At 60.7% G+C, this 25,880-nt stretch carries 25 protein-coding genes; 6 read left to right on the top strand and 19 right to left on the bottom strand.

From position 1 onward, the window contains the following. Positions 1 to 14: 14 nt before the first annotated feature. From AO353_RS18985 to AO353_RS18975, 3 genes are all read right to left on the bottom strand, one after another. Positions 15 to 323 carry a hypothetical protein gene (locus tag AO353_RS18985; protein ID WP_054596335.1) on the bottom strand — a complete coding sequence of 103 codons (309 nt, stop codon included), beginning with the start codon at positions 321 to 323 and terminating at the stop codon, positions 15 to 17. Between the two features lie 251 nt (positions 324 to 574). Further along, positions 575 to 1,009: a DoxX family protein gene (locus tag AO353_RS18980; protein WP_054596334.1), complete on the bottom strand. Its 435-nt coding sequence runs from the start codon at positions 1,007 to 1,009 to the stop codon at positions 575 to 577. Between the two features lie 101 nt (positions 1,010 to 1,110). Beyond that, entirely contained in the window at positions 1,111 to 2,532 is a 1,422-nt protein-coding gene (locus tag AO353_RS18975) for a transglycosylase SLT domain-containing protein (protein WP_054596333.1), read from the bottom strand. 234 nt (positions 2,533 to 2,766) lie between these two features. Here AO353_RS18975 and AO353_RS18970 point away from each other — a divergent pair, with 234 nt between their 5' ends. The 3 genes from AO353_RS18970 to AO353_RS18960 all read left to right on the top strand — a co-directional run bounded on the left by AO353_RS18970 (position 2,767) and on the right by AO353_RS18960 (position 5,754). Then, the gene (locus tag AO353_RS18970) at positions 2,767 to 3,573 is read left to right on the top strand and encodes a TatD family hydrolase (RefSeq protein WP_054596332.1); all 807 of its coding nucleotides are present in this window, start codon (positions 2,767 to 2,769) and stop codon (positions 3,571 to 3,573) included. 109 nt (positions 3,574 to 3,682) lie between these two features. Beyond that, positions 3,683 to 5,164: a methyl-accepting chemotaxis protein gene (locus AO353_RS18965; protein ID WP_054596331.1), complete on the top strand. Its 1,482-nt coding sequence runs from the start codon at positions 3,683 to 3,685 to the stop codon at positions 5,162 to 5,164. Positions 5,165 to 5,391: 227 nt separating this feature from the next. Further along, positions 5,392 to 5,754 (top strand): Mpo1-like protein, encoded by a 363-nt coding sequence (locus tag AO353_RS18960; protein ID WP_054596330.1) that lies wholly within the window; start codon positions 5,392 to 5,394, stop codon positions 5,752 to 5,754. 5 nt (positions 5,755 to 5,759) lie between these two features. Here AO353_RS18960 and AO353_RS18955 read toward each other — a convergent pair whose 3' ends face one another. From AO353_RS18955 to AO353_RS18945, 3 genes are all read right to left on the bottom strand, one after another. Continuing rightward, the gene (locus tag AO353_RS18955; RefSeq protein ID WP_054596329.1) at positions 5,760 to 6,557 is read right to left on the bottom strand and encodes an acyl-CoA thioesterase; all 798 of its coding nucleotides are present in this window, start codon (positions 6,555 to 6,557) and stop codon (positions 5,760 to 5,762) included. A 122-nt stretch (positions 6,558 to 6,679) separates the two neighbouring features. Continuing rightward, positions 6,680 to 7,447, bottom strand: a complete 768-nt coding sequence (locus AO353_RS18950) for a CHAD domain-containing protein (RefSeq protein ID WP_054596328.1) — start codon at positions 7,445 to 7,447, stop codon at positions 6,680 to 6,682. A gap of 97 nt (positions 7,448 to 7,544) precedes the next feature. Then, complete coding sequence (locus AO353_RS18945; RefSeq protein WP_054596327.1) at positions 7,545 to 7,823, bottom strand: hypothetical protein; 279 nt, start codon at positions 7,821 to 7,823, stop codon at positions 7,545 to 7,547. Between the two features lie 224 nt (positions 7,824 to 8,047). Between AO353_RS18945 and AO353_RS18940 the strand changes: the two genes are divergently transcribed. Further along, positions 8,048 to 9,085 carry a patatin-like phospholipase family protein gene (locus tag AO353_RS18940; protein ID WP_054596326.1) on the top strand — a complete coding sequence of 346 codons (1,038 nt, stop codon included), beginning with the start codon at positions 8,048 to 8,050 and terminating at the stop codon, positions 9,083 to 9,085. 148 nt (positions 9,086 to 9,233) lie between these two features. Here AO353_RS18940 and AO353_RS18935 read toward each other — a convergent pair whose 3' ends face one another. The 6 genes from AO353_RS18935 to kdpF all read right to left on the bottom strand — a co-directional run bounded on the left by AO353_RS18935 (position 9,234) and on the right by kdpF (position 17,377). Next, the gene (locus AO353_RS18935) at positions 9,234 to 9,932 is read right to left on the bottom strand and encodes a response regulator (RefSeq protein ID WP_054596325.1); all 699 of its coding nucleotides are present in this window, start codon (positions 9,930 to 9,932) and stop codon (positions 9,234 to 9,236) included. A gap of 48 nt (positions 9,933 to 9,980) precedes the next feature. Then, on the bottom strand, positions 9,981 to 12,632 hold the full coding sequence (locus tag AO353_RS18930) for a sensor histidine kinase (protein WP_054596324.1): 2,652 nt from the start codon (positions 12,630 to 12,632) through the stop codon (positions 9,981 to 9,983). Positions 12,633 to 12,737: 105 nt separating this feature from the next. Continuing rightward, positions 12,738 to 13,283: a potassium-transporting ATPase subunit KdpC gene (kdpC, locus tag AO353_RS18925; RefSeq protein WP_054598272.1), complete on the bottom strand. Its 546-nt coding sequence runs from the start codon at positions 13,281 to 13,283 to the stop codon at positions 12,738 to 12,740. 211 nt (positions 13,284 to 13,494) lie between these two features. Further along, a complete protein-coding gene (kdpB, locus tag AO353_RS18920; protein ID WP_054596323.1) occupies positions 13,495 to 15,573 on the bottom strand; it encodes a potassium-transporting ATPase subunit KdpB in 2,079 nt (692 codons plus the stop codon). An 11-nt stretch (positions 15,574 to 15,584) separates the two neighbouring features. Then, a complete protein-coding gene (gene kdpA / locus AO353_RS18915; RefSeq protein ID WP_054596322.1) occupies positions 15,585 to 17,279 on the bottom strand; it encodes a potassium-transporting ATPase subunit KdpA in 1,695 nt (564 codons plus the stop codon). Positions 17,280 to 17,287: 8 nt separating this feature from the next. Then, positions 17,288 to 17,377 (bottom strand): K(+)-transporting ATPase subunit F, encoded by a 90-nt coding sequence (kdpF, locus tag AO353_RS29915; RefSeq protein ID WP_019692955.1) that lies wholly within the window; start codon positions 17,375 to 17,377, stop codon positions 17,288 to 17,290. 400 nt (positions 17,378 to 17,777) lie between these two features. Here kdpF and eat point away from each other — a divergent pair, with 400 nt between their 5' ends. Both eat and AO353_RS29910 read left to right on the top strand, forming a co-directional pair. After that, positions 17,778 to 19,142 (top strand): ethanolamine permease, encoded by a 1,365-nt coding sequence (gene eat / locus AO353_RS18910; RefSeq protein ID WP_054596321.1) that lies wholly within the window; start codon positions 17,778 to 17,780, stop codon positions 19,140 to 19,142. Between the two features lie 165 nt (positions 19,143 to 19,307). After that, positions 19,308 to 19,475: a DUF2897 family protein gene (locus tag AO353_RS29910; protein ID WP_081013765.1), complete on the top strand. Its 168-nt coding sequence runs from the start codon at positions 19,308 to 19,310 to the stop codon at positions 19,473 to 19,475. A 149-nt stretch (positions 19,476 to 19,624) separates the two neighbouring features. Here the strand turns inward: AO353_RS29910 and AO353_RS18905 are convergent, their stop codons facing one another. The 7 genes from AO353_RS18905 to AO353_RS18875 all read right to left on the bottom strand — a co-directional run bounded on the left by AO353_RS18905 (position 19,625) and on the right by AO353_RS18875 (position 25,878). Next, a complete protein-coding gene (locus tag AO353_RS18905; protein ID WP_054596320.1) occupies positions 19,625 to 20,476 on the bottom strand; it encodes an urea carboxylase-associated family protein in 852 nt (283 codons plus the stop codon). A 15-nt stretch (positions 20,477 to 20,491) separates the two neighbouring features. Then, positions 20,492 to 21,145, bottom strand: a complete 654-nt coding sequence (locus AO353_RS18900) for a GntR family transcriptional regulator (RefSeq protein ID WP_054596319.1) — start codon at positions 21,143 to 21,145, stop codon at positions 20,492 to 20,494. A 125-nt stretch (positions 21,146 to 21,270) separates the two neighbouring features. Continuing rightward, complete coding sequence (locus tag AO353_RS18895) at positions 21,271 to 21,672, bottom strand: hypothetical protein (protein ID WP_054596318.1); 402 nt, start codon at positions 21,670 to 21,672, stop codon at positions 21,271 to 21,273. A gap of 13 nt (positions 21,673 to 21,685) precedes the next feature. Then, positions 21,686 to 22,894, bottom strand: a complete 1,209-nt coding sequence (ccmI, locus tag AO353_RS18890; protein ID WP_054596317.1) for a c-type cytochrome biogenesis protein CcmI — start codon at positions 22,892 to 22,894, stop codon at positions 21,686 to 21,688. After that, complete coding sequence (locus AO353_RS18885) at positions 22,887 to 23,360, bottom strand: cytochrome c-type biogenesis protein (RefSeq protein WP_054596316.1); 474 nt, start codon at positions 23,358 to 23,360, stop codon at positions 22,887 to 22,889. Before AO353_RS18885 ends, ccmI begins: the two co-directional genes overlap by 8 nt. Further along, entirely contained in the window at positions 23,357 to 23,893 is a 537-nt protein-coding gene (locus tag AO353_RS18880; RefSeq protein WP_054596315.1) for a DsbE family thiol:disulfide interchange protein, read from the bottom strand. Before AO353_RS18880 ends, AO353_RS18885 begins: the two co-directional genes overlap by 4 nt. Then, positions 23,890 to 25,878 (bottom strand): heme lyase CcmF/NrfE family subunit, encoded by a 1,989-nt coding sequence (locus AO353_RS18875; RefSeq protein WP_054596314.1) that lies wholly within the window; start codon positions 25,876 to 25,878, stop codon positions 23,890 to 23,892. The genes AO353_RS18880 and AO353_RS18875 overlap by 4 nt, the downstream gene beginning before the upstream one ends. Positions 25,879 to 25,880 lie beyond the last annotated feature (2 nt).

Raw genomic sequence — 25,880 nt, 5'->3', positions numbered from 1 at the left:
ATCTCGGCAAGACCTCAGCGACGGGTAATCAACCCTTGGCGCGCAACACGCGTCAGTTGCCTGATCACTTCGGGCGCGTCTTCGGCGCTGGGTGACTGGATCACCGCCAGATCGAAGCTATCGCTGGCAAAGCGCGCCAGCGATTCGCCGTCTTCGACAAACTGGATCAGGAACGCTGCAGGGCCGCCAGTACGACGTGGCCAGCCATCGAGATAACGCAACAGGGTCGGCTGATGATTACCGCCAAGGAGGATTTTTGGATTGCGCTGGGTCGGGTGTGCCGTAATCGGCGCAGGACGTACTGGGGGGCGTAGTGCATTCATCGTGTCGTGTCTCGGCCTCAAAAGTCTGCATGGCAGGTGAGAGGCAACACCGAACCAGCGCTTTAGCGGTATTTCGAAGCCTGTTTCAAGCTTCTATCGGCAACTGGATGAGTTACCTGGCGCCCCGCAAGTAGCTGTTTAAATCGGCGCATGGCAAGCATCCTAGAGAAGCCGACAGGACAGTGTCAAGAATCTCGCGCAACAAAAAAAAAGACCCGCACAAGGCGGGTCTTTTCGTTGAGTCAGAGCGCTCAACCGCTGATGGCACGGTCTGCCGACAACTTGCCTGCGCCTTCGATCAGCACGGCGATGCTACCGCCCAGCAAGGCCAGGGCAAATTCATAACCGTTGTTGGTCAGGAACAGACCGTTGCCGATGTGCACCGAGAAAATCGCGACCAGCGAGAGGAAGGTCAGCCCCAGCGCAGCCGGGCGTACCAGCAGGCCAATGATCAGCGCCAGACCGGCGAAGAACTCGGTACCACCGGCCAGGATTGCCATCAGGTGACCCGGGGCCAGGCCGACGCTTTCCATGTACTGCGCAGTGCCGGCAATGCCATAACCGCCGAACATGCCGAAGAGCTTCTGTGAGCCGTGGGCCGCGAAGATGATGCCGACGAAGATCCGCAGAACGGTCAGACCGTAGCCAGCGCGGGTGGACAGTACCTTATTGATCAGTGTGCTCATGCTATGTCATCCAGTGTAAGTGTGTTGGTTGACCGCTATATTAATCAGTAAACATAATGTTAAAAGCGCAAAAAACCCGCCATAACAATCAGTTTAGTCGATCATTTACGTGAGGCAACTTTCTGACCTTGAGGCTCCAATGACTCCCGCTCTCGGTCATATGCCAAAAAGTATTTATTCACACTATTAACATAGCTGACAGGACCCATTCCCACCTGCTCCATAGCAATGCGCTCGACCTGGAAAAACCACTGATTGGGGTTCAAGCCCCGGCGCCTGGCCTCGGCACGCATCCCTTGAACACGTTCCGGCCCAAGGTTGTAGGCCGCCAGAACGAAAGCCATGCGCTCACGCTCATTGAGCTTGGGGCTGGCGAAAAACTTGCGACGGATCAGCGCCAGGTACTTGGCCCCGGCCTGCACATTGTTGTCCACGGACTGAATGTTATTGACCCCGACCCGCTGCGCCGCCGACGGGGTAATTTGCATCAACCCGGTCGGGCCACTGCCGCTGCGGGCGCTTGGCTCCAGCGCCGATTCCTTGAACGCCAGCGCCGCCAGGTTCAACCAGTCCATACCCTGTTCTCGGGCGTGCTTTTGCAAGACCGGGCGCAGCTTCTCAAGACGTTGACGGTCAGCGCGATCCAGCGGGTAGTGAACCTGATACAGGCGTCGGTAAATACGCAGGAAAGCCACATCCTCATCGGACGGGGTTTTATAGGTTTGCAGGAAGCGATCGATGCTCGCTCGCAACATCGATGCGTCACGACGGACGAACCAGTACTCCTTGCCCGGCTCGCTGATGACCACCTGCCGATCGAAACGCAGCTTGGGCAGGATCTTGCCCCAGCGCTCGGCAATCGGTTGCTCGACGATGGTCAGGTGGAAAATCCCGCCCTGCACCATTTCCAGCACGTCTTCGACCGCCAGGCTCGGGTCGACCCATTCGACCTTGACCGGTGGCAGTTTGTGCAGCGCCAGCTTCTGATTGATCTGGTTGATTGCCTCACCGGCCGTGCTACCGGCGGGCAGCGCCAGGGTTTTACCGGAAAGTTGTTCAAGCCGGGTATAGCGGCGCTCGCCCTTGATCCCCACCAGCAGCAATGGCACGTTTGCACCTATCGGCTCGCTGGTACTGACCGCGTGTGCGGACTGCGCATCGAGCAACTCCCCCGGCGCTACCAGGTCACCCTCGCCGCGCTGTAACGCGCCGAGCAATTGATCCTTGGCTTTGGGGATGATCTTGAGGGAGATTTCCTGGCCGTCACGGGCATGGCCATTGAGGTACTGTTCGAAGGCTCGCAGGCGATGGTATTCAACGCCGATGGTCTGGCCCTGAACCTCGCCGGAACTGTTCCGGCTCTGATTGACCAGCACCCGCAGCACGCGGCTGCCGCGGATTTCCGCCAGATCGCGGACCTTGCCCGACTGAACGGCTTCCAAGGGACCCGCCAACCGCGCAACGGCCGGCATCGGCAGCAGCATCGACAAGCACAGCACTAGCAAAACCTGGAGTCGTGTCATCCGTTCTCCGGAAAGAATACTGTCCAACGTCTCGATATTTCGAGCCGTGGGTCGACAGAAACAGAGCGCCTGGAGCGCTGGCAGAGTGCGAAAGAGCGCAGCCGCGACGGCCATCTGGCTCGTCGAAGCTCTCTTCCGGCATCAAAAGACAGCTTTAACTCTTTGTAGTTCTTCGTTTTTATTATAAATCTACAGCTCTGGTATGCTTTCCGGCCGCAGGCCTAGGGTCACACCATGCAACTCATCGATATCGGCGTCAACCTGACCAACCCCAGTTTTGCCGACAAACACCAGGCGGTACTCGACCGTGCGTATGCCGCTGGCGTCTGCCAATTGGTACTGACCGGCACCAGTGTCGAAGGCAGTGAACAGGCCCTGGAGTTGTGCCAGCAACTGGACGAAACCGGCCAGCGGTTGTTCTCCACCGCCGGTATCCACCCGCATTCGGCCAGTGACTGGAATGCCGACAGCGCTCAGCGCTTGCGCAGTTTGCTCAAGGAGCCAAACGTGCGGGCGGTGGGCGAATGCGGGCTGGATTTCAATCGTGACTTTTCACCGCGCCCGCAACAGGAAAAAGTGCTCGAAGAGCACCTGGCAATGGCCGTCGAACTGCAACTGCCGGTCTTCCTCCATGAACGCGATGCCAGCCAGCGCCTGCTGGAAATCCTGCGCGACTACCGCGACCAACTACCGGCCGCCGTGGTGCATTGCTTTACCGGCGAGAAGCGGGCGCTGTTCAGCTACCTGGACCTCGACCTGCATATCGGCATCACTGGCTGGATCTGCGATGAACGTCGCGGCACTCACTTGCACCCGCTGGTTCGCGAGATCCCGCGCGGGCGCTTGATGCTCGAAAGCGACGCGCCGTACCTGTTGCCCCGCAGCTTGCGCCCCAAACCCAAGAACGGGCGCAATGAACCGGCGTATCTGACCGAAGTGCTGCGTGAGGTGGCCTTGCATCGTGGCGAAAGCCTGGAAGACGTAGCGGCTCACAGCACCGCGTGTGCGCGAGCGTTTTTCGGGTTGCCGTCGGTTGATTGAACCCGCTACACCAGGATCATCATTGATCCACATCAAAAAGCCCTTCGCTGAGTAGCGGCACAATGCTGGCACCTTGCCAATACTGTTTCCGCTATCAGAGAAGACCTCCATGGGTGCCTGGCTTAGCAACATTTCGCTGAAATACAAATTCTGGGCGGTCAACGCGGTCGCCTTCGTCACCACCCTGCTGCTGGTGCTGTATGCCGTGCAACTGGAGCAACAAGCGCGCAACCAGGCCTCACAGCAGTCGGCCGTTGCTCAAGCGCGACTGATCAGCAACTGGCCGGTCGGCCAGGCCTTGCCTGAAGCCGAGCATTTCCTGAGCTTCGGCAAAGGCCAGATCCCCCTGCTGAACCAACAGCCATTGCCCGAGTTGAACAACGCCAATGGCTGGGTCGACATCAATGACATGCCGCTGTTTGGCGAGAACCCATTGATCGGTGCCGAGGTGCTAGCGCGTGCCAACGGCGAGCAGATCGCCGTTCTGGCCTATGGCCCGAGTTTAAGTCAGGTGTTCGGCGAACGATTCGCCAACTATGCGGCAGCCGTGTTCATCCTGATGCTGGCGATGCTCGGCGCCTCGCAATTGTTGATCCGTTTTCTGCTCGCCCAGCTCAACACCCTCAAGGACGTGATGCTGCACGTCGAAAAAACCGGCGACCTGTCGGCTCGCGTACCGCTGGCTTGCACCGATGAGGTGGGCCAGATGGCCAGCGCCTTCAACGCCATGCAGGCCGGCTACCAACGCGTGGTCAACACCGTGGCCAATACTGCCCGCCAACTGGATATCGGCGCGGCGCGTCTGGCCGCCAGCATGAACGAGGTACGCCACGGCATGCTCGGCCAACAAAGCGAAACCGATCAGGCCGCCACCGCGATCAATGAGATGTCGGCCACGGTCTATCACATCGCCCAACATGCCGGCGCCACTCGCGACCTCTCGCAAACCGCCGACAGCCTCGCCGGCAGTGGCCAGGAAGTGGTCATCCGGGTACAACAGTCCATCGCCGGACTCTCCAGCGGGGTGCAGCAAACCGCCGAGATGATTCAGCGTCTCGCCGAAGACAGCCAGAAAATCAACGGCGTGGTCAGTGTGATTCACAGCATCGCCGAGCAAACCAACCTGCTGGCCCTGAACGCCGCCATCGAAGCCGCACGCGCCGGGGAAATGGGCCGGGGCTTTGCGGTGGTCGCCGATGAAGTGCGCAATCTGGCCAAGCGTGTGCAGACCTCTACTGATGAAATCACCAGCATGATCTCGGCGCTGCAAGCCGGGACACGGGATGCGGTGGACTTCATGCAGGAAAGCTCGTTCAAGGCCGATGACTGTGTGCAGCAGGCTCAAGAAGCTGGCGCCGCACTGGCAGAGATCACCGGCGCAGTGGCGCAGATGCGCGAAAGCAACACCCAGATTGCCGTGGCGGCGGAACAGCAGAGCCAGGTGGCAGAAGAGATGAACCGCGCAGTGGTGAGCATCCGTGACGTCACCGTGAACACCGTGCAGCAGACCGTGGATTCGGCGACCACCAGCAATGAACTGGCAACGCTGGCGGGTGAGTTGAGCAAGGCGATCGGGCAACTGAAGCTTTGAGGGGCCCATCGCGGGCAAGCCTTGCTCCTACAGATTTTGGGCCAACTGCGCGATGCGTGGACGAGTCTAAATTCGTAGGAGCAAGGCTTGCCCGCGATAGCGCCGGACAAATCTCATCAATGTTGGCCATGACACCTATCGCGCCGATAGCCAACCTTGATTCGCCGACGACCGCCGCCCCACCTATCCTTCAATCATGTGTTCAACACGGATCGAGGATTCCCCACATGGGCAAACGTCACCCCAACCTTCCCGCCTGGCAATGGCGTGCATACCCGCAAAACCACCAGCACCCGACCAATCTGGTGTTGCACCTGATTGCCGTGCCGCTGTTCATCGTGGCGTTTCTACTGATCGTTTCCGGGGTGTTCGGCCTGAGTTTTCTGAACGTCGCCATCGGGGTCGTCGGCCTGCTCGCCGCACTTGGCTTGCAACGCCACGGTCACAGCCTGGAGGCGCAAGCCTCCGAGCCGTTCAGTGATCGCAAAGATGCGGTGTCGCGCTTGCTGGTCGAGCAATTCCTGACGTTCCCGCGTTTTGTCCTCAGCGGTGGCTGGTGGCGCGCCTGGCGCAAGCGCCATCACCGCTAAAAGTCTTACGCGAAAATAGTCACCGTCTGTCGGCTCAACGCAATCAATTGCCCTTCAGCGCTCCACAGCGCTGCGGCGGCGTGGCCATATCCGTCACGGGCATGTTCGATTTCCACAAGATATTTGCACCAGTCCAACGTGCTCAACGCCAGCAACGGCTGAACGAATTCGATGGTCCAGGTCAGCGTGCTGCCCGCCGCCGGTTTCTTCAGGTGTGGCAACAATGCCGGAGGCCAGGCATCCACCAGCGCCAGAATGTGCGCCTCGGTGACCGGCTCTTCCTTGACGTCGCCACGCAAGCGAACCCAGCCGCCCATCTCCCGGGATTTATTACCGGTGAACGGCAAACCGCCGACACTCCAACGCATCGCCAGATGGCGCATGAACTCGGGCGTCACGCCTTTGATGTAGGGCAATTCCTGGCAATCGTCCCAGTGTTTCATCTCTGGCGCGGGCGCGGCCACCACCTCGACTTCGGAAGGACGCGAAGCGCCAAAGCTGCCCTGAACCAGGGTCACCACCTGGCCGTTCTGCACGGCTCGCCCCAGCACCTGGCTGACCGCTTTGCCTTCGCGCAGCACGTCCACCTCAAAACTCACGGGCACACCGGGTTCGACCGGACCGACAAAGGTGATCGCCAATGAACGCACCGGGCGATCCGCCGGGACTTTCGCGCGCATGGCTTCGTACTGCAACGCGGCGACCAGACCGCCGAAACTGGCGCGGCCCTGGGCCCATTCCGCCGGAATAGACAGCTCATGCGGCGAACTGTGCACGGCGTCGAGCAAATCGGAAAAACGCATGGAAACCTCAAGGCTGGGAAAGGATCGAAGGATCTTAACCAGCCAGCAGCGCCTGTACAGCACCTATTCCGGCCAAAGAGGCTGACAGATAGGCCGCCAACGGCGACGAAAGGCAATCCGCGTCAGGCTTTGAAGCAAGCCGATATGAGTTTGTCGAGCACCCGATCAGCGCGACCTTCAGCCTTGGTCATGGTTGCTCGCCAGACGGCCACACAAGGCAGCAAGTCGGGCTCGTGCTCGGCACGGGCCAACCATTGCCAGCAATCGTGCCAGTCGCCGAGCGCTTCCTGTGCCGATTTGAGACGTCGCATGGCAGCTTTGGGCAAGCGATCCAGTTCCGGGTAGGCTTCGATCGCATAGCGCACGCGTTTGATCAACAACCGCAGGCGATGGCGGTCATGCGCGGGATCGTGCAGGGCCACATCCAGCGCTTTCCATTGTTTGGCCAGGCGTTTCTCGATGCGCGTACGCAACCCCTTGAGCAAGCCTTGACGTTGGGAGGCGCGCAAAAAGCGTGGGAAGGCGTCGAGAATCATCAATAGCTGCGCCAATTCCGGGCTGTCGGCCACAGCCGGATAGGCCTGCGCCATTTGCACCATTCGGCGCTTGGCCGCGTCTGCTTGACCGTGTGCCAGCAAGTACGCCGCCAGCACTTCTCGCTCGCGCAGCGGCGTGGTCAGGCTTCCAACACCCGCCGCTGCCGCTTCGAGTTGTTCGACTCCGGGCAAACCGCGCAATGGCCGCAACAAGCTGCGCAAACGGCGAACCGTCGTGCGCAAGTCATGCAGCGCTTCAGGGTCGGTGCTGGCGCTCAAGCGCGCCTGGCAGGCCAGCAAACGCACTTCCAGCCCCAACACCTTGGCTACCAACCGATTCACCAACGCAGACATCGCTCTCTCCCAAGTCGACAACCAGCATCAGATCGCAAGTTTACGCTCATGCTGGCGGTAAAACCGGGTGCCGACATTGCGTCAGATCATTGTGAATTCAACGCCCTGCGCGGGATTCGCGAATATAGAAGCGTGCTTTCTCGGCTTTTTTAGTGCAGCCCTCGTAGGCCTCGAACTGCTGCTGGGTCTTGGCCCCGGTCAGCAGCGAAAGCGCCTTGGAGTAACTCACGGTACCAGCGAAACCTTCGGCCTTGGCAATGTCCAGCTCCTGCCAGGCGGCATCCAGTTGACTACCGCAACTGTCGCGGTAAGCAGATTTTCCCGCGCAACCGGCAAGCACCAACGCGATCAATGGCAGACAGATCCAGGCTTTCATCAATGATTCCTCAAGGTATAAAAAACAATCGTGCAGGTAAGACGGCCAATGCTGCAAAAAGTGCCTTGGTCCACCCATGGAAACTATAGCGCCCGCGAGAATACTCATGTGCCGTTATTGAGTATCAAAAAAACGACGCTAATGGCCTGACTCAGAGTCAGCATGATTGAAGCACGCCCCTCAATGGGTGCATTGTTGAAGCCTGTTTGATGAAGGGGCGAGTCATGAAAAAGCGTGTCGCATTGGTGCTGGGCTCAGGTGGCGCCCGAGGCTATGCCCATATCGGAGTTATCCAGGAAATCGAAAGACGCGGTTATGACATCGCCTGTATCGCCGGTTGCTCCATGGGCGCGGTGGTCGGCGGTATCTACGCCGCCGGCAAACTCAACGATTACCGCGACTGGATCGAGAGCCTGGATTACCTTGATGTACTGCGCCTGGTGGACGTGAGCTTTCGTCTTGGGGCGATACGCGGCGAGAAAGTCTTCGGGCAGATCCGCAAGATTGTCGGCGAGATCAACATCGAAGACCTGCGCATCCCCTACACGGCCGTCGCCACCGACCTGACCAACCAGCAGGAAATCTGGTTCCAGGAAGGCTGCCTGCACCAGGCTATGCGCGCCTCGGCGGCGATCCCCAGCCTGTTCACGCCGGTCATGCAAGGCAATCGCATGCTGGTCGACGGCGGCCTGCTCAATCCTCTGCCGATTGTTCCAGTGGTCTCGAGCCATTGCGACCTGATCATTGCGGTCAACCTCAACGCGACCAACCAGCGGCACTATCAGTTGCCAGTGATCCAGCGCCCTGCCGCGTTCAGAAGCCGCTTCGACAACCTGCTCAACTCGCTCGGTTCACGTCTGCCGTTCCGCCGCAAACAGGCCGAACAATTGCTGCTTCTGGAACAGGAAGCACTGCGCAGTGAAGCCGCCGAAATCAACCCCTGGATCGAATCCGCCGAGCCCGAAGCGCAACAACCCGCTGCCGCCCCGGAAGGCGACGGGGCGCCGAGATCGGCCACGGGCTCATTTATCATCGACAACGTTGGCCCAGCCTCGTTGCTGGACTTGATCAACCAAAGTTTCGAAGTGATGCAAACGTCGTTGGCTCAATACAAGATCGCCGGTTATCCACCGGACATCCTGATCAACGTGCCAAAGCGGGTTTGCCGGTTTTTCGAGTTCTACAAGGCGCCGGAGCTGATCGCGCTGGGACGGGAGATTGCCCGGGATACCCTGGATCGGTATGAGAATGAGCGCGATTGACCCCCTCCAAATCCTGGCCGGATGTTCCGGCCCCATCGCGGGCAAGCCTTGCTCCTACGTATTGATGCCATCCACAAATCGTGCGGCCGACTCAAAATCCGTAGGAGCAAGGCTTGCCCGCGATAGCGATTGGCCAAACGATACAGGACTACAGACTGCCCTCGTTCAATAGCCGATACCCTACCCCCGCCTCGGTCAGGATAAACCTCGGCCGGGTCGGGTCATCCGCCAGTTTCTGACGCAGATGCCCGACCACAATTCGTAAGTAATGGCTGTCTTCGGTGTGGGTTGGGCCCCAGATGTCCTTGAGTAACTGCTGCTGGGTGATGACCCGCCCGGCGTGACGCGCCAGTTGCGCCAGCACCGAGTACTCCTTGCGGGTCAGCGCCACTTCAGCACCGTCCAGCAATACCCGCCGGTACGCCAGATCGACCGTCAACGGGCCGAACTTGAGCGCCGCTTCCTGGGCTTCACCCGCTGGAGACTGCCGCAACAAGGCACGGATCCGCGCCAGAAACTCCTGAATGCCAAACGGCTTGGTCACGTAGTCGTTGGCGCCGCCATCCAGCGCTTCGACTTTCTGCCCTTCGCTGGCGCGCACTGACAGGACCAGCACCGGCACTGTCGACCATTCACGGAATTCGCGCAGCACTTGCTGGCCGTCCATGTCGGGCAGGCCGAGGTCGAGCACCAGCAAATCCGGCTTGTTCAGCGCAGCCTGGGCCAGGCCCTCGGTGCCGGTACCGGCTTCAAGCACTTTGTAGCCCTGGGAGGCCAGGCTGATGCGCAGGAATTTGCGGATCTGCGGTTCATCGTCAATGACCAAAATGGTCGTGGTCTGGCTCATGGTTTCAAATCAGGCAAAGTAAGTGGCGAGAGAGTAGCGCAGGCAGCGTCAGGCTTCACTTTCAAACCCCGGCTGCTCCTGCAATGGCAAATGAATGGTGATGCAGGTGCCGCGCCCACCGATACCATCGGCGACGCTGATCCGCCCGCCATGGGCGCCGACCATGCCCTGGCAGATCGCCAGACCCAGCCCGGTGCCCTGCCCGCCCCGATCACCACGGGCGGCGGTATAGAACATGTCGAAGATCTTCGCGCGTTCCTCCTCGGGAATGCCCGGGCCCTCGTCACTCACGGAAAAAAACAGCTCGCTGTCACTGGCACCGGCACTCAGCTGCAAACGGCCATGGGCCGGCGAAAAGCGTGCGGCGTTTTCCAGCACATTCACCAGTGCCTGCTCGATCAATGCTGCATGCACATAGAGCAACGGCAACGCGCCCGGCACATCGGTGCTCACCTGCAACGGCGCCAGCACTGCGCGCAAACGGTTGAGCGAACTGCCGACGATATCCGCCGGCGACACCCAATCGCGCGCCAGCTTCAGCGCGCCGTGGCCCAGGCGCGTCATGTCCAGCAAATTCTGAATGTAGCGGTCGAGCCGTTCGGCTTCATCGCGGGTGCCTTCCAGCAACTCACGGCGATCTTCCAGCGGGATCGCCTCGCCCAGCGCCAGCAAGCTGTCGATGCTGCCGCGCATGGACGTCAGCGGTGTGCGCAAATCATGGGACACCGACGCCAGCAAAGCACTGCGCAATTGCTCGGTTTCACCGTGCAAACGTGCCGCCTCAAGGTCGTCGGCCAACTGCGCACGGGCCAACGCTTGAGCCAGCGGCTGACTCAATGCAGTCAGCAAGCGTCGCCGCTGACCACTGAGCTGCTGACCCTCTTTCGGGCAAACGCCGAGCAAGCCCAACGGCCCGTCGTCGACTGACAACGGCCACCACCACCAGCGACCGAACGGTAATGTGCCGGTGCCCATGCCGGCCGGTTGATCGTGCTGCCAGGCCCAGTCGGCGGCAGCGCGCTCGGCTTCGGAAAACTGCAGCGGGCCACCGGTTTCGACCTTCCAGCCGCCCTGTCCGTCACGGTTAACCAGACACAATTGCAGATCGTTCCAGCCAACCAGATGCGTCGCCGCCGCGCTGATCACCGCTTGCCGGTCGGTGGCAGCGGTGAGCTTGCGCGACAGGTCGAGCAGTTCGCTGGTCTCTTGCTGCGTGTCGCGCAAGGCTTCCAGCTGGCGCCGCTGGCGCGCCGCGAGGTTGCCGGTGAGCGCCGCCATCAGCAGGAAAAACAGCAGCGTCAACACGTCTTCCTCACGCTGAATAGCAAAGGAGAAGGTCGGCGGAATGAACAGGAAATCGTAGGTCAGAAATGACAACGCCGCACACGCCAGCGCCGGCCCGAGGCTGCTGCGTACCGCCACCAGCAACACCGCCGCGAGGAACACCAGCGAGATATTCGGCAGCGGCAAAATACTCGACACCGCCCACGCCAAAGCGCTGGCCAGTACCGTCGCCAACAGTGCCAGCGCATAGTCGAACCAGACCAACGAATGCGCCGAACGCTGACGCGGTTGATGCTGCTGTTCATCGCTGTCGAGGACGTTGATTTCCAGGCCACGGGCATTGCGCAACAAGCGTGAGGCCAACCCGCCGCCGAACAATCGACGACGCCAACGCTGACGCGACTGACCGACCAGCAGCAGGCTGGCACGCCGTTCGGTGGCGTGTTGAATCAGGGTTTTCGCCACTTCGCCAGCGCGCAGCAGCACCACTTCGCCGCCCAGCCGTTCAGCCAATTGCTGAGCGCTCTGCAGGCGCAAACGCGATTGCTCGTCGCGCACGCTGCCGTTGTCCACATGCACCAGGCTCCACGGCAAATGCCGACGCTGCGCGACCCGACTGGCATGCCGTACCAGGCGCTCGGCCTGGGCATCGCCATCAACGCCCACCAGCAAGCGACCGCGCACGGCCGGCGCGGCCTGACCCAACTGTCGATAGCCGCGACTCAGGTCATCATCGACCTGCGCCGCCGCGGTTTGCATCGCCAGTTCGCGCAGTGCCGTGAGGTTGGTTTGGGTGAAGAACGCATCGATTGCCGCTCGCGCTTGCTCCGGCACATAAACCTTGCCATCACGCAGCCGCTCGAGCAGCTCGCGCGGCGGCAAGTCGATCAACAGCAATTCGTAGGCTTCTTGCAGCACCCAGTCAGGCAGGGTTTCGCGCACTTGTACGCCGGTGATCCCGCGCACCTGATCGTTAAGACTTTCCAGATGCTGGACGTTGACCGTGGTGAACACGTCGATGCCTGCCGACAACAACTCCTGGATATCCTGCCAGCGCTTGGCGTGGCGGCTGCCGGGGGCGTTGCTGTGGGCCAGTTCATCGACCAGCACCAGTTTTGGCTTGGCCTTGAGCAGGCCATCGAGGTCCATTTCCTCAAGCATCACGCCACGGTATTCCGAGCGCACCAACGGCAACTGCGGCAAACCGCCGAGCAGCGCTTCGGTTTCCGCCCGACCGTGGGTTTCCACCACCCCGGCGATGACTTTCACGCCTTGGCGTAGCTGGGTGTGGGCGGCTTGCAACATGGCGTAGGTTTTACCGACGCCAGGCGCGGCGCCGAGAAAAACCTTGAGCCGGCCACGACCATCGCGGGGTAAGTCTGCTAACAGTGCGTCGGCGCGGCCGGAGTCGCTCATTGATTTCTCGCCTTTCAAATTCGGTTTCGTTGTTGCGGAAAAGATCGCAGGCTACGCCAGCTCCTACAGAGGCGTAGGAGCTGCCGAAGGCTGCGATCTTTTGATCTACAGTTTTTCCAGCGCGATGTTCAGTTCCAACACATTCACTACCGGCGGTCCTACCAGCGGCTGCTCGATGTGTGCATTCATCAACTGCTCGACCGTCGATATCGGCAGATTGCGCGCCGCCGCAACCCGCGACAGTTGATAGGCAATTGCCGCCGGAGGCAAGTGTGGATCGAGGCCACTGCCAGAGGTGGTCAGCAACGCCAACGGCACCGGCCCCTGGCCAGGCACCAGCAGTTTGTTGGCATCGTCGATCACCCGGGTCGCGAGTGCCGGATTACTCGGTGCCAGGTTGCTCGCACTGCTCGATACGGTCGCAAATGCGCCCGCCGATGGCCGTGGATGGAACCACGCATCACCGGCAAAGTCCTGGGCGATCAAGGACGAGCCGCGCACCTTGCCATCGGCGTCACGCACCAGGCTGCCATTGGCCTGATCAGGGAACGCCACCTGGGCGACACCGGTGACCACCAGTGGATAAGCGACGCCGGTGATCAGGGTCATCAGGACAAGCAGGCTCAAGGCCGGACGGATCATAGAAGACATTTCAAAACCCTCGAATCGGAAAATATTCATCAGCGTGGGAGGTACACACCGCCTGTGGCGAGGGAGCTTGCTCCCGCTCGGCTGCGCAGCAGTCGTAAACGCGGTACATGCGGTGTGCCTGAATAAACACGGTGGCCCGGGGTGGGGCCGCTTCGCAGCCCAGCGGGAGCAAGCTCCCTCGCCACAAAAGCCCCGGCCTCCAGGCCCACCGTTACACCAAATGCAAAGCAGTCAGCAGCATGTCGATCAGCTTGATGCCCACGAACGGCACCACGATGCCGCCCACGCCGTAGATCAACAGGTTGCGCCGCAGCAGGTGTGCAGCGCTCGCGGCCTGGACGCGTACCCCGCGCAGGGCCAGCGGGATCAGCCCGACGATGATCAAGGCGTTGAAGACGATGGCCGAGAGAATCGCGCTCTGTGGACTGCTCAGGTGCATGATGTTCAGCACGCCCAGTTGCGGGTATATCGAGGCAAACAGCGCCGGCAGGATGGCGAAGTACTTGGCCACGTCGTTGGCGATGGAAAACGTCGTCAACGCGCCGCGCGTCACCAGCAACTCTTTACCAATCTGCACCACGTCCAGCAGCTTGGTCGGATCGCTGTCGAGGTCGACCATGTTCGCCGCTTCGCGCGCTGCCTGCGTCCCATCGTTCATTGCCATGCCGACGTCAGCCTGAGCCAGTGCCGGCGCATCGTTGGCACCATCACCGCACATGGCGACCAGACGCCCGTCGTTCTGCTCGTGACGAATGCGGGCGAGCTTTTTCTCCGGCGTCGCTTCGGCCAACACGTCATCGACACCGGCTTCAGCGGCAATCGCCGCCGCGGTCAGCGGGTTGTCGCCGGTCACCATGACCGTGCGAATCCCCAGCTTGCGCAGTTCGGCAAAACGCTCACGAATACCCGGCTTGACCACGTCCTTGAGGTGGATCGCACCGAGCAATTTGCCCTCGGCACACACCAGCAATGGCGTACCGCCGCTTTGGGCAATCTTGTCGATTTCCCGGGACATCGCCGGCAGTATCTCGGCACGCGTCAGGCCAACGAAGGCCAACACCGAATTCACCGCGCCCTTGCGGTAGACGCGGCCCTGATAGTCAACGCCGGACAAGCGGGTTTCGGCACTGAACGGTACAACCGTCAGCACCTCGGCGGACGGTTCAGCCTGTGGATGAAGTCCACGCAAGTACTCGACGATCGACTTGCCTTCAGCCGTGTCGTCAGCCAGCGAAGCGAACAGCGCACCTTCGGCCAGTTCCTTGGCACTGACACCCGGCGCGGCATAAATCGCGGTGCAGCGACGGTTACCGAAGGTGATGGTGCCGGTCTTGTCCAGCAGCAACACATGCACGTCGCCCGCCGCTTCTACCGCACGGCCGGATTTGGCGATCACGTTCAGCCGCACCAGACGATCCATGCCGGCGATACCGATGGCCGACAACAAGCCGCCGATGGTGGTGGGGATCAGCGTTACCAACAGCGCCACCAGGAACACCAGCGGCAGGTTGCCGTTGGCGAAGTGGGCGAACGGCTGCAAGGTCACGACCACCACCAGGAAGATCATGGTCAGGCCGATCAGCAGAATATCCAGCGCCACTTCGTTCGGGGTTTTCTGGCGTTTGGCGCCTTCAACCAGTGCAATCATACGGTCCAGCGTCGATTCACCGGGGTTCGCGGTAATGCGCACCAGCAACCAGTCAGACACCAGTCGAGTGTTGCCGGTGACCGCCGAACGATCACCACCGGACTCACGAATCACCGGTGCGGATTCACCGGTAATCGCCGCTTCGTTGACCGCGGCAATACCTTCGATCACCTCGCCGTCACCGGGAATCATCTCGCCGGCTTCGACGCGAACCACATCGCCTTTGCGCAGGCTGACCGCTGGCACTACCTGAAAGCTGCCATCGGCTTTCTTACGCCGAGCGCTCAAGCCTTCGCTGCCGGCCTTGAGGCTGTCGGCACGGGCCTTGCCACGACCTTCAGCCAAGGCTTCGGCGAAGTTCGCGAACAACACGGTGAACCACAGCCACAGGGCGATTTGTGCCGCGACAAACGTCGGCACTGCCGGATCTGGAATCACACACAACACGGTGGTGAGGATCGCGGTCAGTTCGACCACCAGCATCACCGGCGAGCGCTTCAACTGCCGTGGGTCGAGCTTGACGAAGGCTTGCACCAGCGCCGGCCGCCACAGGGCCGAAATCGCAGTTTTCGGTTGTTCGACAGGTTGCGCCGGCACAACGTGTGGTGCGGCTTTTTTCGATACACGAACGGGCATATTCATCATCAAATCCCTCAGAAGCCCAAGCTCAGGTGTTCAGCGATAGGACCCAGCGCCAGGGTCGGCAGGAACGTCAGGCCGCCCACCAGCAATATGGTCACGGTCAGCAACGTCACGAACAGCGGGCCATGGGTCGGGAAGCTGTTCTGGCCAATCGGCGCGGTTTTCTTCATCGCCAGGCTGCCGGCCAGGGCCAGTACCGGGAGGATGTAGCCGAAGCGCCCGATCAACATGCCCAGGCCCAGCATCAGGTTATGGAACGAAGTGTTGGCGTTCAGGCCGGCGAATGCCGAACCGTTGTTGGCGCTGGCGGAGGTGTAGGCGTACAGCAGTTGACTGAAACCGTGGGGGCCGGGGTTGCTGATGGTTCCCGCAGGGCCAGGCAGGCTCGCCGCAATGGCACCCAGCACCAGTACGCCGACCGGCATCACCAGCAAGGTGACAACCAACAGTTGTACTTCCTTGGCTTGCAGTTTCTTGCCGAGGTATTCCGGTGTACGTCCGATCATCAGACCGGCGAGGAACACCGCGATCAGCACGTTGAGCAACATGCCGTAGAGGCCGGCGCCGACGCCACCGAAGATCACTTCGCCGACCATCATGTTGATCAGCGCGACCATGCCGCTCAGCGGGTTGAGGCTGTCATGCATACCGTTGACCGAGCCGTTGGAGGCTGCGGTGGTAGTCACCGACCAGAGTACGGTCGCCGTGGTACCGAAGCGTGCTTCCTTGCCTTCCAGCGGCGCAGTCTGTTCGACCGCAACGTTGTTCAGGGTCGGGTTCGGCTGGTATTCAGCCCACAGCGACACCGCGCCACCGATCAGGAACAACGCCAGCATGCAGGCGATGATCGCCCGGCTCTGACGCAGGTCCTTGACGTAATGGCCGAAGGTGAACACCAGCGCCACCGGGATCAGGATGATCGAGGTGACTTCGAACAGGTTGCTCCAGGCCGTCGGGTTCTCGAACGGGTGCGCCGAGTTGACGCCGAAGAAGCCACCGCCGTTGGTGCCCAATTGCTTGATCGCAATCTGGCTGGCTGCTGGCCCCAGCGGAATCACTTGATCCACGCCTTGCATGGTCAGCGCATTCACATAATGAGCGAAGGTTTGTGGCACGCCCTGCCAGACCAGGAACAGCGCCAGCAACAGGCACAGCGGCAGCAGTCCGTAGAGGGTGGCGCGGGTCATGTCGACCCAGAAGTTACCGAGGGTTTGCGCCGATTTGCGACCGATGCCGCGACACAAGGCAACCAGAACAGCCAGGCCGGTGGCGGCGCTGACGAAGTTCTGCACGGTGAGGCCGATCATCTGGCTCAGATAGCTCAGGGTCGCCTCACCGCTGTAGGACTGCCAGTTGGTGTTGGTCATGAAGCTGACGGCGGTATTGAACGCCTGTGTCCACTCCTGCCCCGGAAGGTTTTGCGGGTTGAGTGGCAAATAGTCCTGAAACAACAGGATCGTGAACAACAGCAAAAAGCCCGCGAGGTTGAACGCGAGCAACGCCAGGGTGTATTTCTGCCAACTCTGTTCGCTCTGCGGGTCGACCCCGGCCACGCGATAACAGCCCCGTTCCACGGGCCCGAGGATCGGCGTCAGCCAAGTGCGCTGGCCTTCCATCACCTTGTAGTAGAACCTTCCCAGGAACGGTGCCGGAATCAGCACCACGGCGAAGAAGGCGAGGATCAGCCAATAGTCATAACTGTGCATAGCCGCTCCTAGTGCTGATCCGCGCGCAACAGCGCAACCAGTAGATAAATGAACAGTCCCACCGCCAACAGCAGGGACACCCCGTCCAGAACACTCATGGAATTTCTCCGTCGTACGGCAACTGCCGCGTGTGGCGCAATTGTCCGCAGGAAGGCTGTAAAGGAACGAGACCGAGGGGTTGGGCGCGGCATAAAGAAAGCGTAAAGAGTGGCTTTACGTGGGGGGTTACAGGCCAGATTTCAGTGGTGTCAGGAACGGCCCCATCGCGGGCAAGCCTTGCTCCCACAGGTTTCACACAATCCTTGTGGGAGCGTGGCTTGCCCGCGATGGCGTCATATGAATCACCACCGCCCTCAACTGGCGCACAAAAAGCGCACATCCCGCAGCGAACATCCTCGATACGACAGCTTTCTGCGCTTTACGACCTAACAAATCGACATGGCACGCCCACTGCACACGCCCTCCACGGGCTTTTCCAAATCGCAGCGGGAGAAACGCATGAACACACAACTCAAACCGACGTTGGGCACCCTGCATTTATGGGGGATCGCGGTCGGGCTGGTGATTTCCGGCGAGTACTTTGGCTGGAGTTACGGCTGGGGCGTAGCCGGAACGCTCGGCTTTCTGGTGACCTCGTTCATGGTCGCGACCATGTACACCTGCTTCATTTTCAGCTTCACCGAATTGACTACGGCGATCCCGCATGCAGGCGGCCCTTTCGCCTACAGTCGCCGCGCCTTTGGCGAAAAAGGTGGGCTGATCGCCGGCCTGGCGACGTTGATCGAGTTCGTCTTTGCACCTCCGGCCATTGCCCTGGCCATCGGCTCTTATCTAAACGTGCAGTTCCCCGCCCTCGACCCAAAACATGCCGCGGTCGGTGCGTACATCGTATTCATGGGCCTGAACATCCTTGGCGTAAAACTGGCGGCGACCTTCGAACTGGTGGTGTGCGTGCTGGCAGTTATCGAGTTGCTGGTGTTCATGGGCGTGGTCGCCCCGGCGTTCAGCTTCAGCAACTTCGCGCTCAATGGTTGGGCCGGCTCCGATGCGTTCGGTGCACCGGCCATCGCCGGGATGTTCGCGGCTATTCCCTTCGCTATCTGGTTCTTCCTCGCCATCGAAGGTGCGGCCATGGCCGCCGAAGAAGCCAAGGACCCGAAACGGACGATTCCCAAGGCCTACATCAGCGGCATTCTGACCCTGGTATTGCTGGCCATGGGCGTGATGTTCTTTGCCGGTGGCGTGGGTGACTGGCGGACCCTGGCGAACATCAACGATCCGTTGCCGCAAGCGATGAAAGCCGTGGTCGGTGAAAGCTCCGGCTGGCTGCACATGCTGGTGTGGATTGGCCTGTTCGGGCTGGTGGCGAGCTTCCACGGGATCATCCTTGGCTATTCGCGACAGTTCTTCGCCCTCGCCCGCGCCGGATACCTGCCGGCCTACCTGGCCAAGCTGTCACGCTTCCAGACCCCGCACCGGGCAATCATCGCTGGCGGGCTGATCGGCATCGCGGCCATTTACAGCGACGGGCTGATCAACCTCGGCGGCATGACCCTGACCGCCGCGATGATCACCATGGCGGTATTCGGCGCTATCGTGATGTACATCATGAGCATGCTCAGTCTGTTCAAACTGCGTAAAACCGAACCGAATCTGGAACGGACTTTCCGCGCGCCCGGCTATCCACTGGTACCGGCGACTGCCCTGGCATTGGCGGTGGTGTGCCTGGTAGCGATGGCCTGGTTCAACGCGCTGATCGGGGCGATCTTCCTCGGCTTCATGGCGGTCGGTTTTGTCTACTTCCTGCGGACAGCGCAATTGCGTGCCGATGCACCAGCGGATGCGATGTTGACCGGGCTTTGAGCAAGCACTGAAACGACGCTGATGACGTCGCGTACAAGGATGTGCGGCGTCTGCGGTATATCAGGCATAGAATGGAACCACTGCGAAAATTGATCGCTCAAAAGTGGTATGCACGATCGGTTGGTGAAGCCCTCGCCTACCGGCCTGCCCTTAAGGAGAACACCTATGCCCTGGTATGCCTGGTTGATTCTGGTGGTTGCTATCGGATCGATCGTCGGTGGCTTGATGTTGCTGCGCGACACCGCGAACAAAGTGGAATTGACCGATGAGCAACGTAAACGCGTCGCTGAGCGCAACGCCGAAGCGGACGCCAAGGATGCGCAGAATCGTTGACTGAACTGTGGCGAGGGAGCTTGCTCCCGCTGGGCCGCGAAGCGGCCCCTGGAGTCCCTCGCACATTTTCTTGAGATGTAGCGCTTACACTGGAATGGCGCCCGCTGCGCGGTCGAGCGGGAGCAAGCTCCCTCGCCACAAAAACTTCTCTATTTCTCCCACTCGGCTTTGGCAATATGCAAGCCGTGCAGCCCCTTGTACGCAGCCCGCTCAGGCTGGCTCCAGCCTTTGAGCAACGTCTCCTCCAAACGATAGATTTCCACGCCCAGCGGCCGGCAGACACTTAACGGATCCTGCGCATTCGGCCCCCACATCGGCAACGACAAATCACCCCCCGGGCAGGTCGACAATGCACACAGCAGATCAATCTCGGCGAAGAACTCCAGGTAGTCGCCCTTCTGCGCCGGGCAGGCCTTCATGAAGTACATGTCATCGTGGTTGAGCCCCGTGCACTGAAAAATGTTCAGCACGTCATGCACGTCGAACTCGGTCAGACCGTGAGGTAACACGGCGCGGGTCAGGTTCGAATGGCAGTGGTGATGGAAATCCTCGCCGGTGAGCATTTTGTTCACATAGGGATCGCAGCGCGTGCCCAGCAGATCGTGCAAACGTCCACCGTGTTCGTCGATGCCATAGTTGGCCAGGCTGTCGTCAGTGATGGTCACCAGCGGCCGCAGAAAAGGCAGGTTCGACCAGAGCCGGTCATGGGTGCTGACATGAGCCCCCTGCAATTGCCGGGTCCGCGCAGCCCACAGCCGTTCGCGCGGGTCGTTGGCATTCCAGACGTTGAAGTCTCCCACTTGCGGGCCCACGGGTGTGGTCACACGAAACACATGCCCCGCCGGTACATGCCAGGCGCGGCCGGTGCGGATCGGCACTTCGAATTGCTCGATCAGCGTGCGCCCGGCCGGTGTATCGCGGATCCGCTCGTAGAAGGCTTTATCGACCTGCAACGCCGAACCCTTACTGACCTGATAAGCCGCGGGATAGTCTTTGTACATGGCATGAGTCCTCGATCAATGACGGGAAGGATGGTTGAACAACTCAAGCAATTGCTGTTCGGAATCGTCGAGATAGTCGCTCAAGGCGTCGTAAGCGCCGGGCTTGTCGCCCTCGACCAGCAAGTCGTGAATGTGCCGGTCGCGCTCAAGCCAGGGCGCCTGGAAGCGGGACTCGTCAGGTGCCGCACTGAACACCAGGCGCAGTTGCGCAACGACGTTGGTAAAAAACTCATCGAACAGCGGACTGCGTAACAAACCGACAATATGTTGATGAAAACGCAGGCTGTGGGTGCCGACAGCCCGCCAGTCTTCACGCTCGCGGGCCAACTGCGCGGTTTCAATGGCGTCGAGCATGTGATCGGATTGGTATTCGCGCAGCGGTCGGCTGGCGCTGATGGCCTGTAGCTCCAGCGTGCGTCGGACCTGAAACAGGTCGCGCAGCTGATCGGCGCCGAGTTGGCGAACCATCACGCCTTTATTTCGGACATAAAGGGTCAGGCCCTCCTGCCCCAAGCGGTGCAGCGCTTCGCGGATGGTATTGCGCGAGGCGTTATAGGCAATCACCAGATCGCCTTCCACCAACGCCCGCCCCGGCAGCAAACGACCGCCAATGATGTCGGCGCGCAACTCCAGTGTGATGTGGTCAGCCAGGGACAGTCCGCTACTCATACTCATCGCCTCAGGATTGTTCAACAATCGTTAGTCAATGAGTAATCACTATTCGTGCCAGTTTCAACCTGCACGCCATGCCTGGCGCACAATGCAAAACGGCGACCCTAGGGTCGCCGTTTTCGTTACTGACTGTATTGCTTGCCCAATCCTGGCGGTACGCCATGGATATCGATCTCTTCCCACGGCCCGTTCGGGCTGATCGAACGACTCCAGCCGTTGTTCCAGTGGTAGTAGGTGCGCTGGCGGTAGAAGGTGTCGGTCTGGTTGTCGAGGACGTAGACGCCGAGTTTCGCATCCCAGTGGCTGTTGCCGCCGGGTGGTGGCGCGAAGCTTGCGGAGGTGCGCGGCTGTGGCTTGCCGGGCTTGTTTGGGGTCACCGGTTTGCCAGGGGCGGTCGTCGGTTTGCTGCCTGGGTACGATGACGGAATGGGCGGCAACCGCTCTTCATGTGACGGTGGCTGGACCGCACATGCACTTAACCCCAAGACAAGACTGAGCAGGGTGATACGAGCGATGGCGGTCATAGCGGATTCCTGATTATTTGTCTGGGCTGTCGATGGTCAATTGTTGCGGCGCGGTAGTGCTGCTGGCCAAAGGCTCGCTGCGACCGACCCACTCGCCAGCAGTCGGCTGGCCGGCACGGGATACGCGCGCGACCAGTTGGACTTCAGGAAAGTTCGACAGTTTCAATTGCGGCATCATTGCGTCGGCATCGCCCAGTTCGACGGTCGCTGGCAGATCGGCAACGGTCAGGCGCTTGGCTGCCAATGGTGCCGGAGGCCCCGAGGTTGCGCGAGCGAAGATGAACACGCTGTCACCTGGCTGTACCTTGGCTTTCACGTTCGCCGCCAGATCAACCGTCACTTTCAGCAACGCTGCCGGCTTGGCCGCTACGACTGGCGCCTTGGCGACAGTAGCGCCGTTCGCTTGCAGTTTTTCGGTTGCCCGGGCAATGCCACCTTCCAGCGCGCTGCGCGAGTTATCTTCGGGTGGCAGTTGCGCCAACAGACGCCCCCAGTAGTCGATGGCCTCCTGATAACGCTCGCCTTCGAAAGCCGCGATGCCCAACAGTCCAAGGCTGGTGACTTCTTTAGGATCGGCCTTGAGTGCTTCGTCGGTCAACGCCTGGATCTTCTCCGACCACTTTTTGTTGTCGGCAAAGTACTGCGCCTGGGCCCACTGGCCGAGCAATTCAGGCTGACGGCCAGCCAATGCCACGGTGCGCTCGAAGATCTTCGCAGCGTCGCCAGGACGGTCCTGAGCCATGTAGGTACGACCCAGGAAATACAGGCCTTCGGCCGAATCCGGTTGAGCCGCCACAGCGCGTTCGAGACGACGGGTCATCTCTTCCATCGATTGCGGTGCCTGGGCAAATTCGCGGGTCAGTTCGACCTTGTCGCTGGCGCCGAAATGCAGGTACAGCCCCAGGCCCAACACCGGCACCAGAATCGCTGCCAGCACTGGCAACGGCTTGCCCAGACGGGAAACCCGGCCCGTGTCGACGCCTTCGGTATCCGCCAGCAGTTCACGAGCGGCTTCGTCACGCCCGGCGCTCATTTGCGTCGCATCAAGCACGCCTTCGGCCTGTTGAGCCTGCAACTCAGCCACGCGTTCCTGGTAAAGCGCCACGTTCAGCGCGGTACGATCCTCTTCACGCTGGGCCCGACGGCCACGCAGAACAGGGATCAACAAAAAACTCAGGGCAACCAGTAGAAGCAGACCTGCAGCGAGCCAGAAATCAATCATTCTTGGTGTTATCCAACAGTTGGTCGAGGCGCTTGCGCTCATCAACAGAAAGCGTGTCGGTACCTGCCGTGCGCTCGGCACGACGGCGACGGACGATCAAGGCGATCACCAGCACGCCACCGAGCAACAACCCGGCCGGGCCAAACCACAGCAGCGCGGTCTTGCTGTTCAGGGCTGGCTTGTAGCGCACGAAGTCGCCATAGCGGTCGACCATGAAGTCGATGATCTGCTGGTTGTCCTTGCCCTCGCCGAGCATGCGGAAAATCTCTTTGCGCAGGTCAGCGGCGATCGGTGCATTGGAATCGGCAATGTCCTGATTCTGGCACTTGGGGCAACGCAGTTCTTTGGTCAGTTCGTGAAAACGCTCGCGCTCGGCGTCATTGGCGAACACATAAGTGTCGATGGCCGCGTGAGCGACTCCGGCGATACTCAGGCCGAGTACGGCGGCAGCAATCCAGCGCTTCATGGCTTGGCCTCATCGACCAGCGCCTGATACTTGGCCGCCAGTTTTTCGCGCCAGACCACTTCGTCGATCACCCCGACGTATTTGTCGCGGATGATGCCTTTGGCGTCGATGAAGAAGGTTTCGGGAGCGCCGTAAACGCCGAGATTCAAGCCCAGGGAGCCCGCCTCGTCACGGATGTCCAGCAGGTACGGATTATGGAACTCGACCAGCCACTTCAAGGCATCGGTGTTGATGTCCTTGTAGTTGACGCCATAAATCACCACACCCTGCTGGGCCAGTTTGTTCAGCACCGGATGCTCGACCCGGCAGGAAATGCACCAAGTGCCCCATACGTTGACCAGGGCCGGTTTGCCCAGCAGATCAGCGCGGGTCAAGGTCTTGTCGCCTTGCACGGTCGGCAGGGAAAACTCGGGGAACGGCTTGCCAATCATCGCCGAGGGCAGCTCGGCCGGGTCCAGGTAGAGCCCCCGGTAAAGAAACACCGCCACCAGCAGAAACAGCGCCAGTGGCAACACCATTAACCAACGTCTCATGCAGTGGCTCCCGTCATGCCCAGCGCTTCACGCACGCGACTTTTCACCTTGACCCGATAACGACGATCCAGCGCCGCCAGCAACCCACCGAAACCTGTCAGCAAACCGCCGAACCAGATCCAGCGCACGAACGGCTTGACGTGCACGCGCACGGCCCAGGCGCCATTCTCCAGCGGCTCACCGAGCGCCACGTACAGGTCGCGGGTGAAACCGGCGTCGATACCGGCTTCGGTCATCATTGAGTTCTGCACGGTGTACAGACGTTTTTCCGGGTGCAGCACCGCGACTTCCTTGCCCGAACGGATCACCCGAATGGTGCCTTTGTCGGAGGTGAAGTTCGGTCCTTCGAAGTGCTTGGCGCCCTCAAAAATGAAGTGATAACCGGCAAGGTCCATCGACTCGCCCGGTGCCAGGCGCAGATCGCGCTCGGCGCTGTTCTGGCTTGAAAGCACCACGCCCAAGGCGCACACGGCGATACCGAGGTGCGCAACCTGCATACCCCAATAGCTGCGAGTCAGGCTCGGCAGACCTTTGATCAGGCCCTTGTTGCGGGTCTTGTCGAAAATGTCACGCACACCGGCCAGCAACACCCAGGCCGCGAGCATGAAGGTCGCCAGCACGGCCCAGTTGAAGTCGCCATAAGCGATCCCGGCGACGACCGCCAAAGCAGCGCTACCGAGCAACACCGGGGTCAGCATATTCATCAGCCATTTCACCGGGGTGTCTTTCCAGCGCACCAGCACACCGACGGCCATCACCACCATCAGCAACGCCATCAACGGAATGAACAACGCGTTGAAATACGGCGGGCCGACCGACATCTTGGCGCCGCTCAGGGCATCGAGCACCAGCGGGTACAAGGTGCCGAGCAGAATCATCGAAGCCGCAACCACCAGCACCAGGTTGTTGCCCAGCAGCAGGGTTTCACGTGACCACAGGTTGAAGCCGACGTGGCTCTTGACCACTGGCGCACGCAGGGCAAACAGCGTCAGCGAACCGCCGACTACAAACAGCAGGAAGATCAGGATGAACACGCCCCGCGCTGGGTCCGAGGCAAACGCGTGCACCGAGGTCAGTACACCAGAACGCACCAGGAAGGTTCCCAGCAGGCTCAGCGAGAACGCGGCAATGGCCAGCAACACGGTCCAGCTTTTGAACACGCCGCGTTTTTCAGTCACGGCCAACGAGTGAATCAGCGCCGTACCGACCAGCCAAGGCATGAACGAGGCGTTTTCCACCGGGTCCCAGAACCACCAGCCGCCCCAGCCGAGTTCGTAGTAGGCCCACCAGGAGCCGAGGGTGATGCCGATACCGAGGAACGCCCAGGCGACGATGGTCCAGGGCCGCGACCAACGGGCCCACGCCGCATCCAGACGCCCGCCGAGCAAGGCAGCAATCGCGAAGGCGAACGCCACCGAGAAACCGACATAACCCATGTAGAGCATCGGTGGGTGAACGATCAGGCCAATGTCTTGCAGCAACGGGTTGAGGTCATGACCGTCAGTGGGAATCTGCGGCAGAATCCGTGCGAACGGGTTCGAGGTGAGAATCAGAAACAGCAGGAACCCGGTGCTGATCATGCCCATCACCGCCAGCACGCGAGCCAGCATGACCTGCGGCAACTGCCGGGAGAAGATCGACACGGCGAAGGTCCAGCCGCCGAGAATCAACGCCCAGAGCAGCAAGGAACCTTCGTGGGCGCCCCACACCGCGCTGAATTTGTAGTACCACGGCAAGGCGCTGTTGGAGTTGTTGGCGACATACCCCACCGAGAAGTCATCGGTCATGAAGGCGTAGGTCAGGCAGCCGAAGGCGAACAGCAGAAAAGTGAACTGGCCCCAGGCCGCTGGCTGGGCCAGGCCCATCCACATGCGGTCACCGCGCCAGGCACCGAGCAACGGCACGGTGGCCTGAACGATGGCAAAGCACAGGGCGAGAATCATCGCCAGATGGCCCAACTCGGGAATGAAGATGCCTGAGGTCATGG

Source organism: Pseudomonas fluorescens (genome assembly GCF_001307155.1).
Taxonomy (GTDB): domain Bacteria; phylum Pseudomonadota; class Gammaproteobacteria; order Pseudomonadales; family Pseudomonadaceae; genus Aquipseudomonas; species Aquipseudomonas helvetica.
This window is presented reverse-complemented; position numbering and strand designations above follow the sequence as displayed.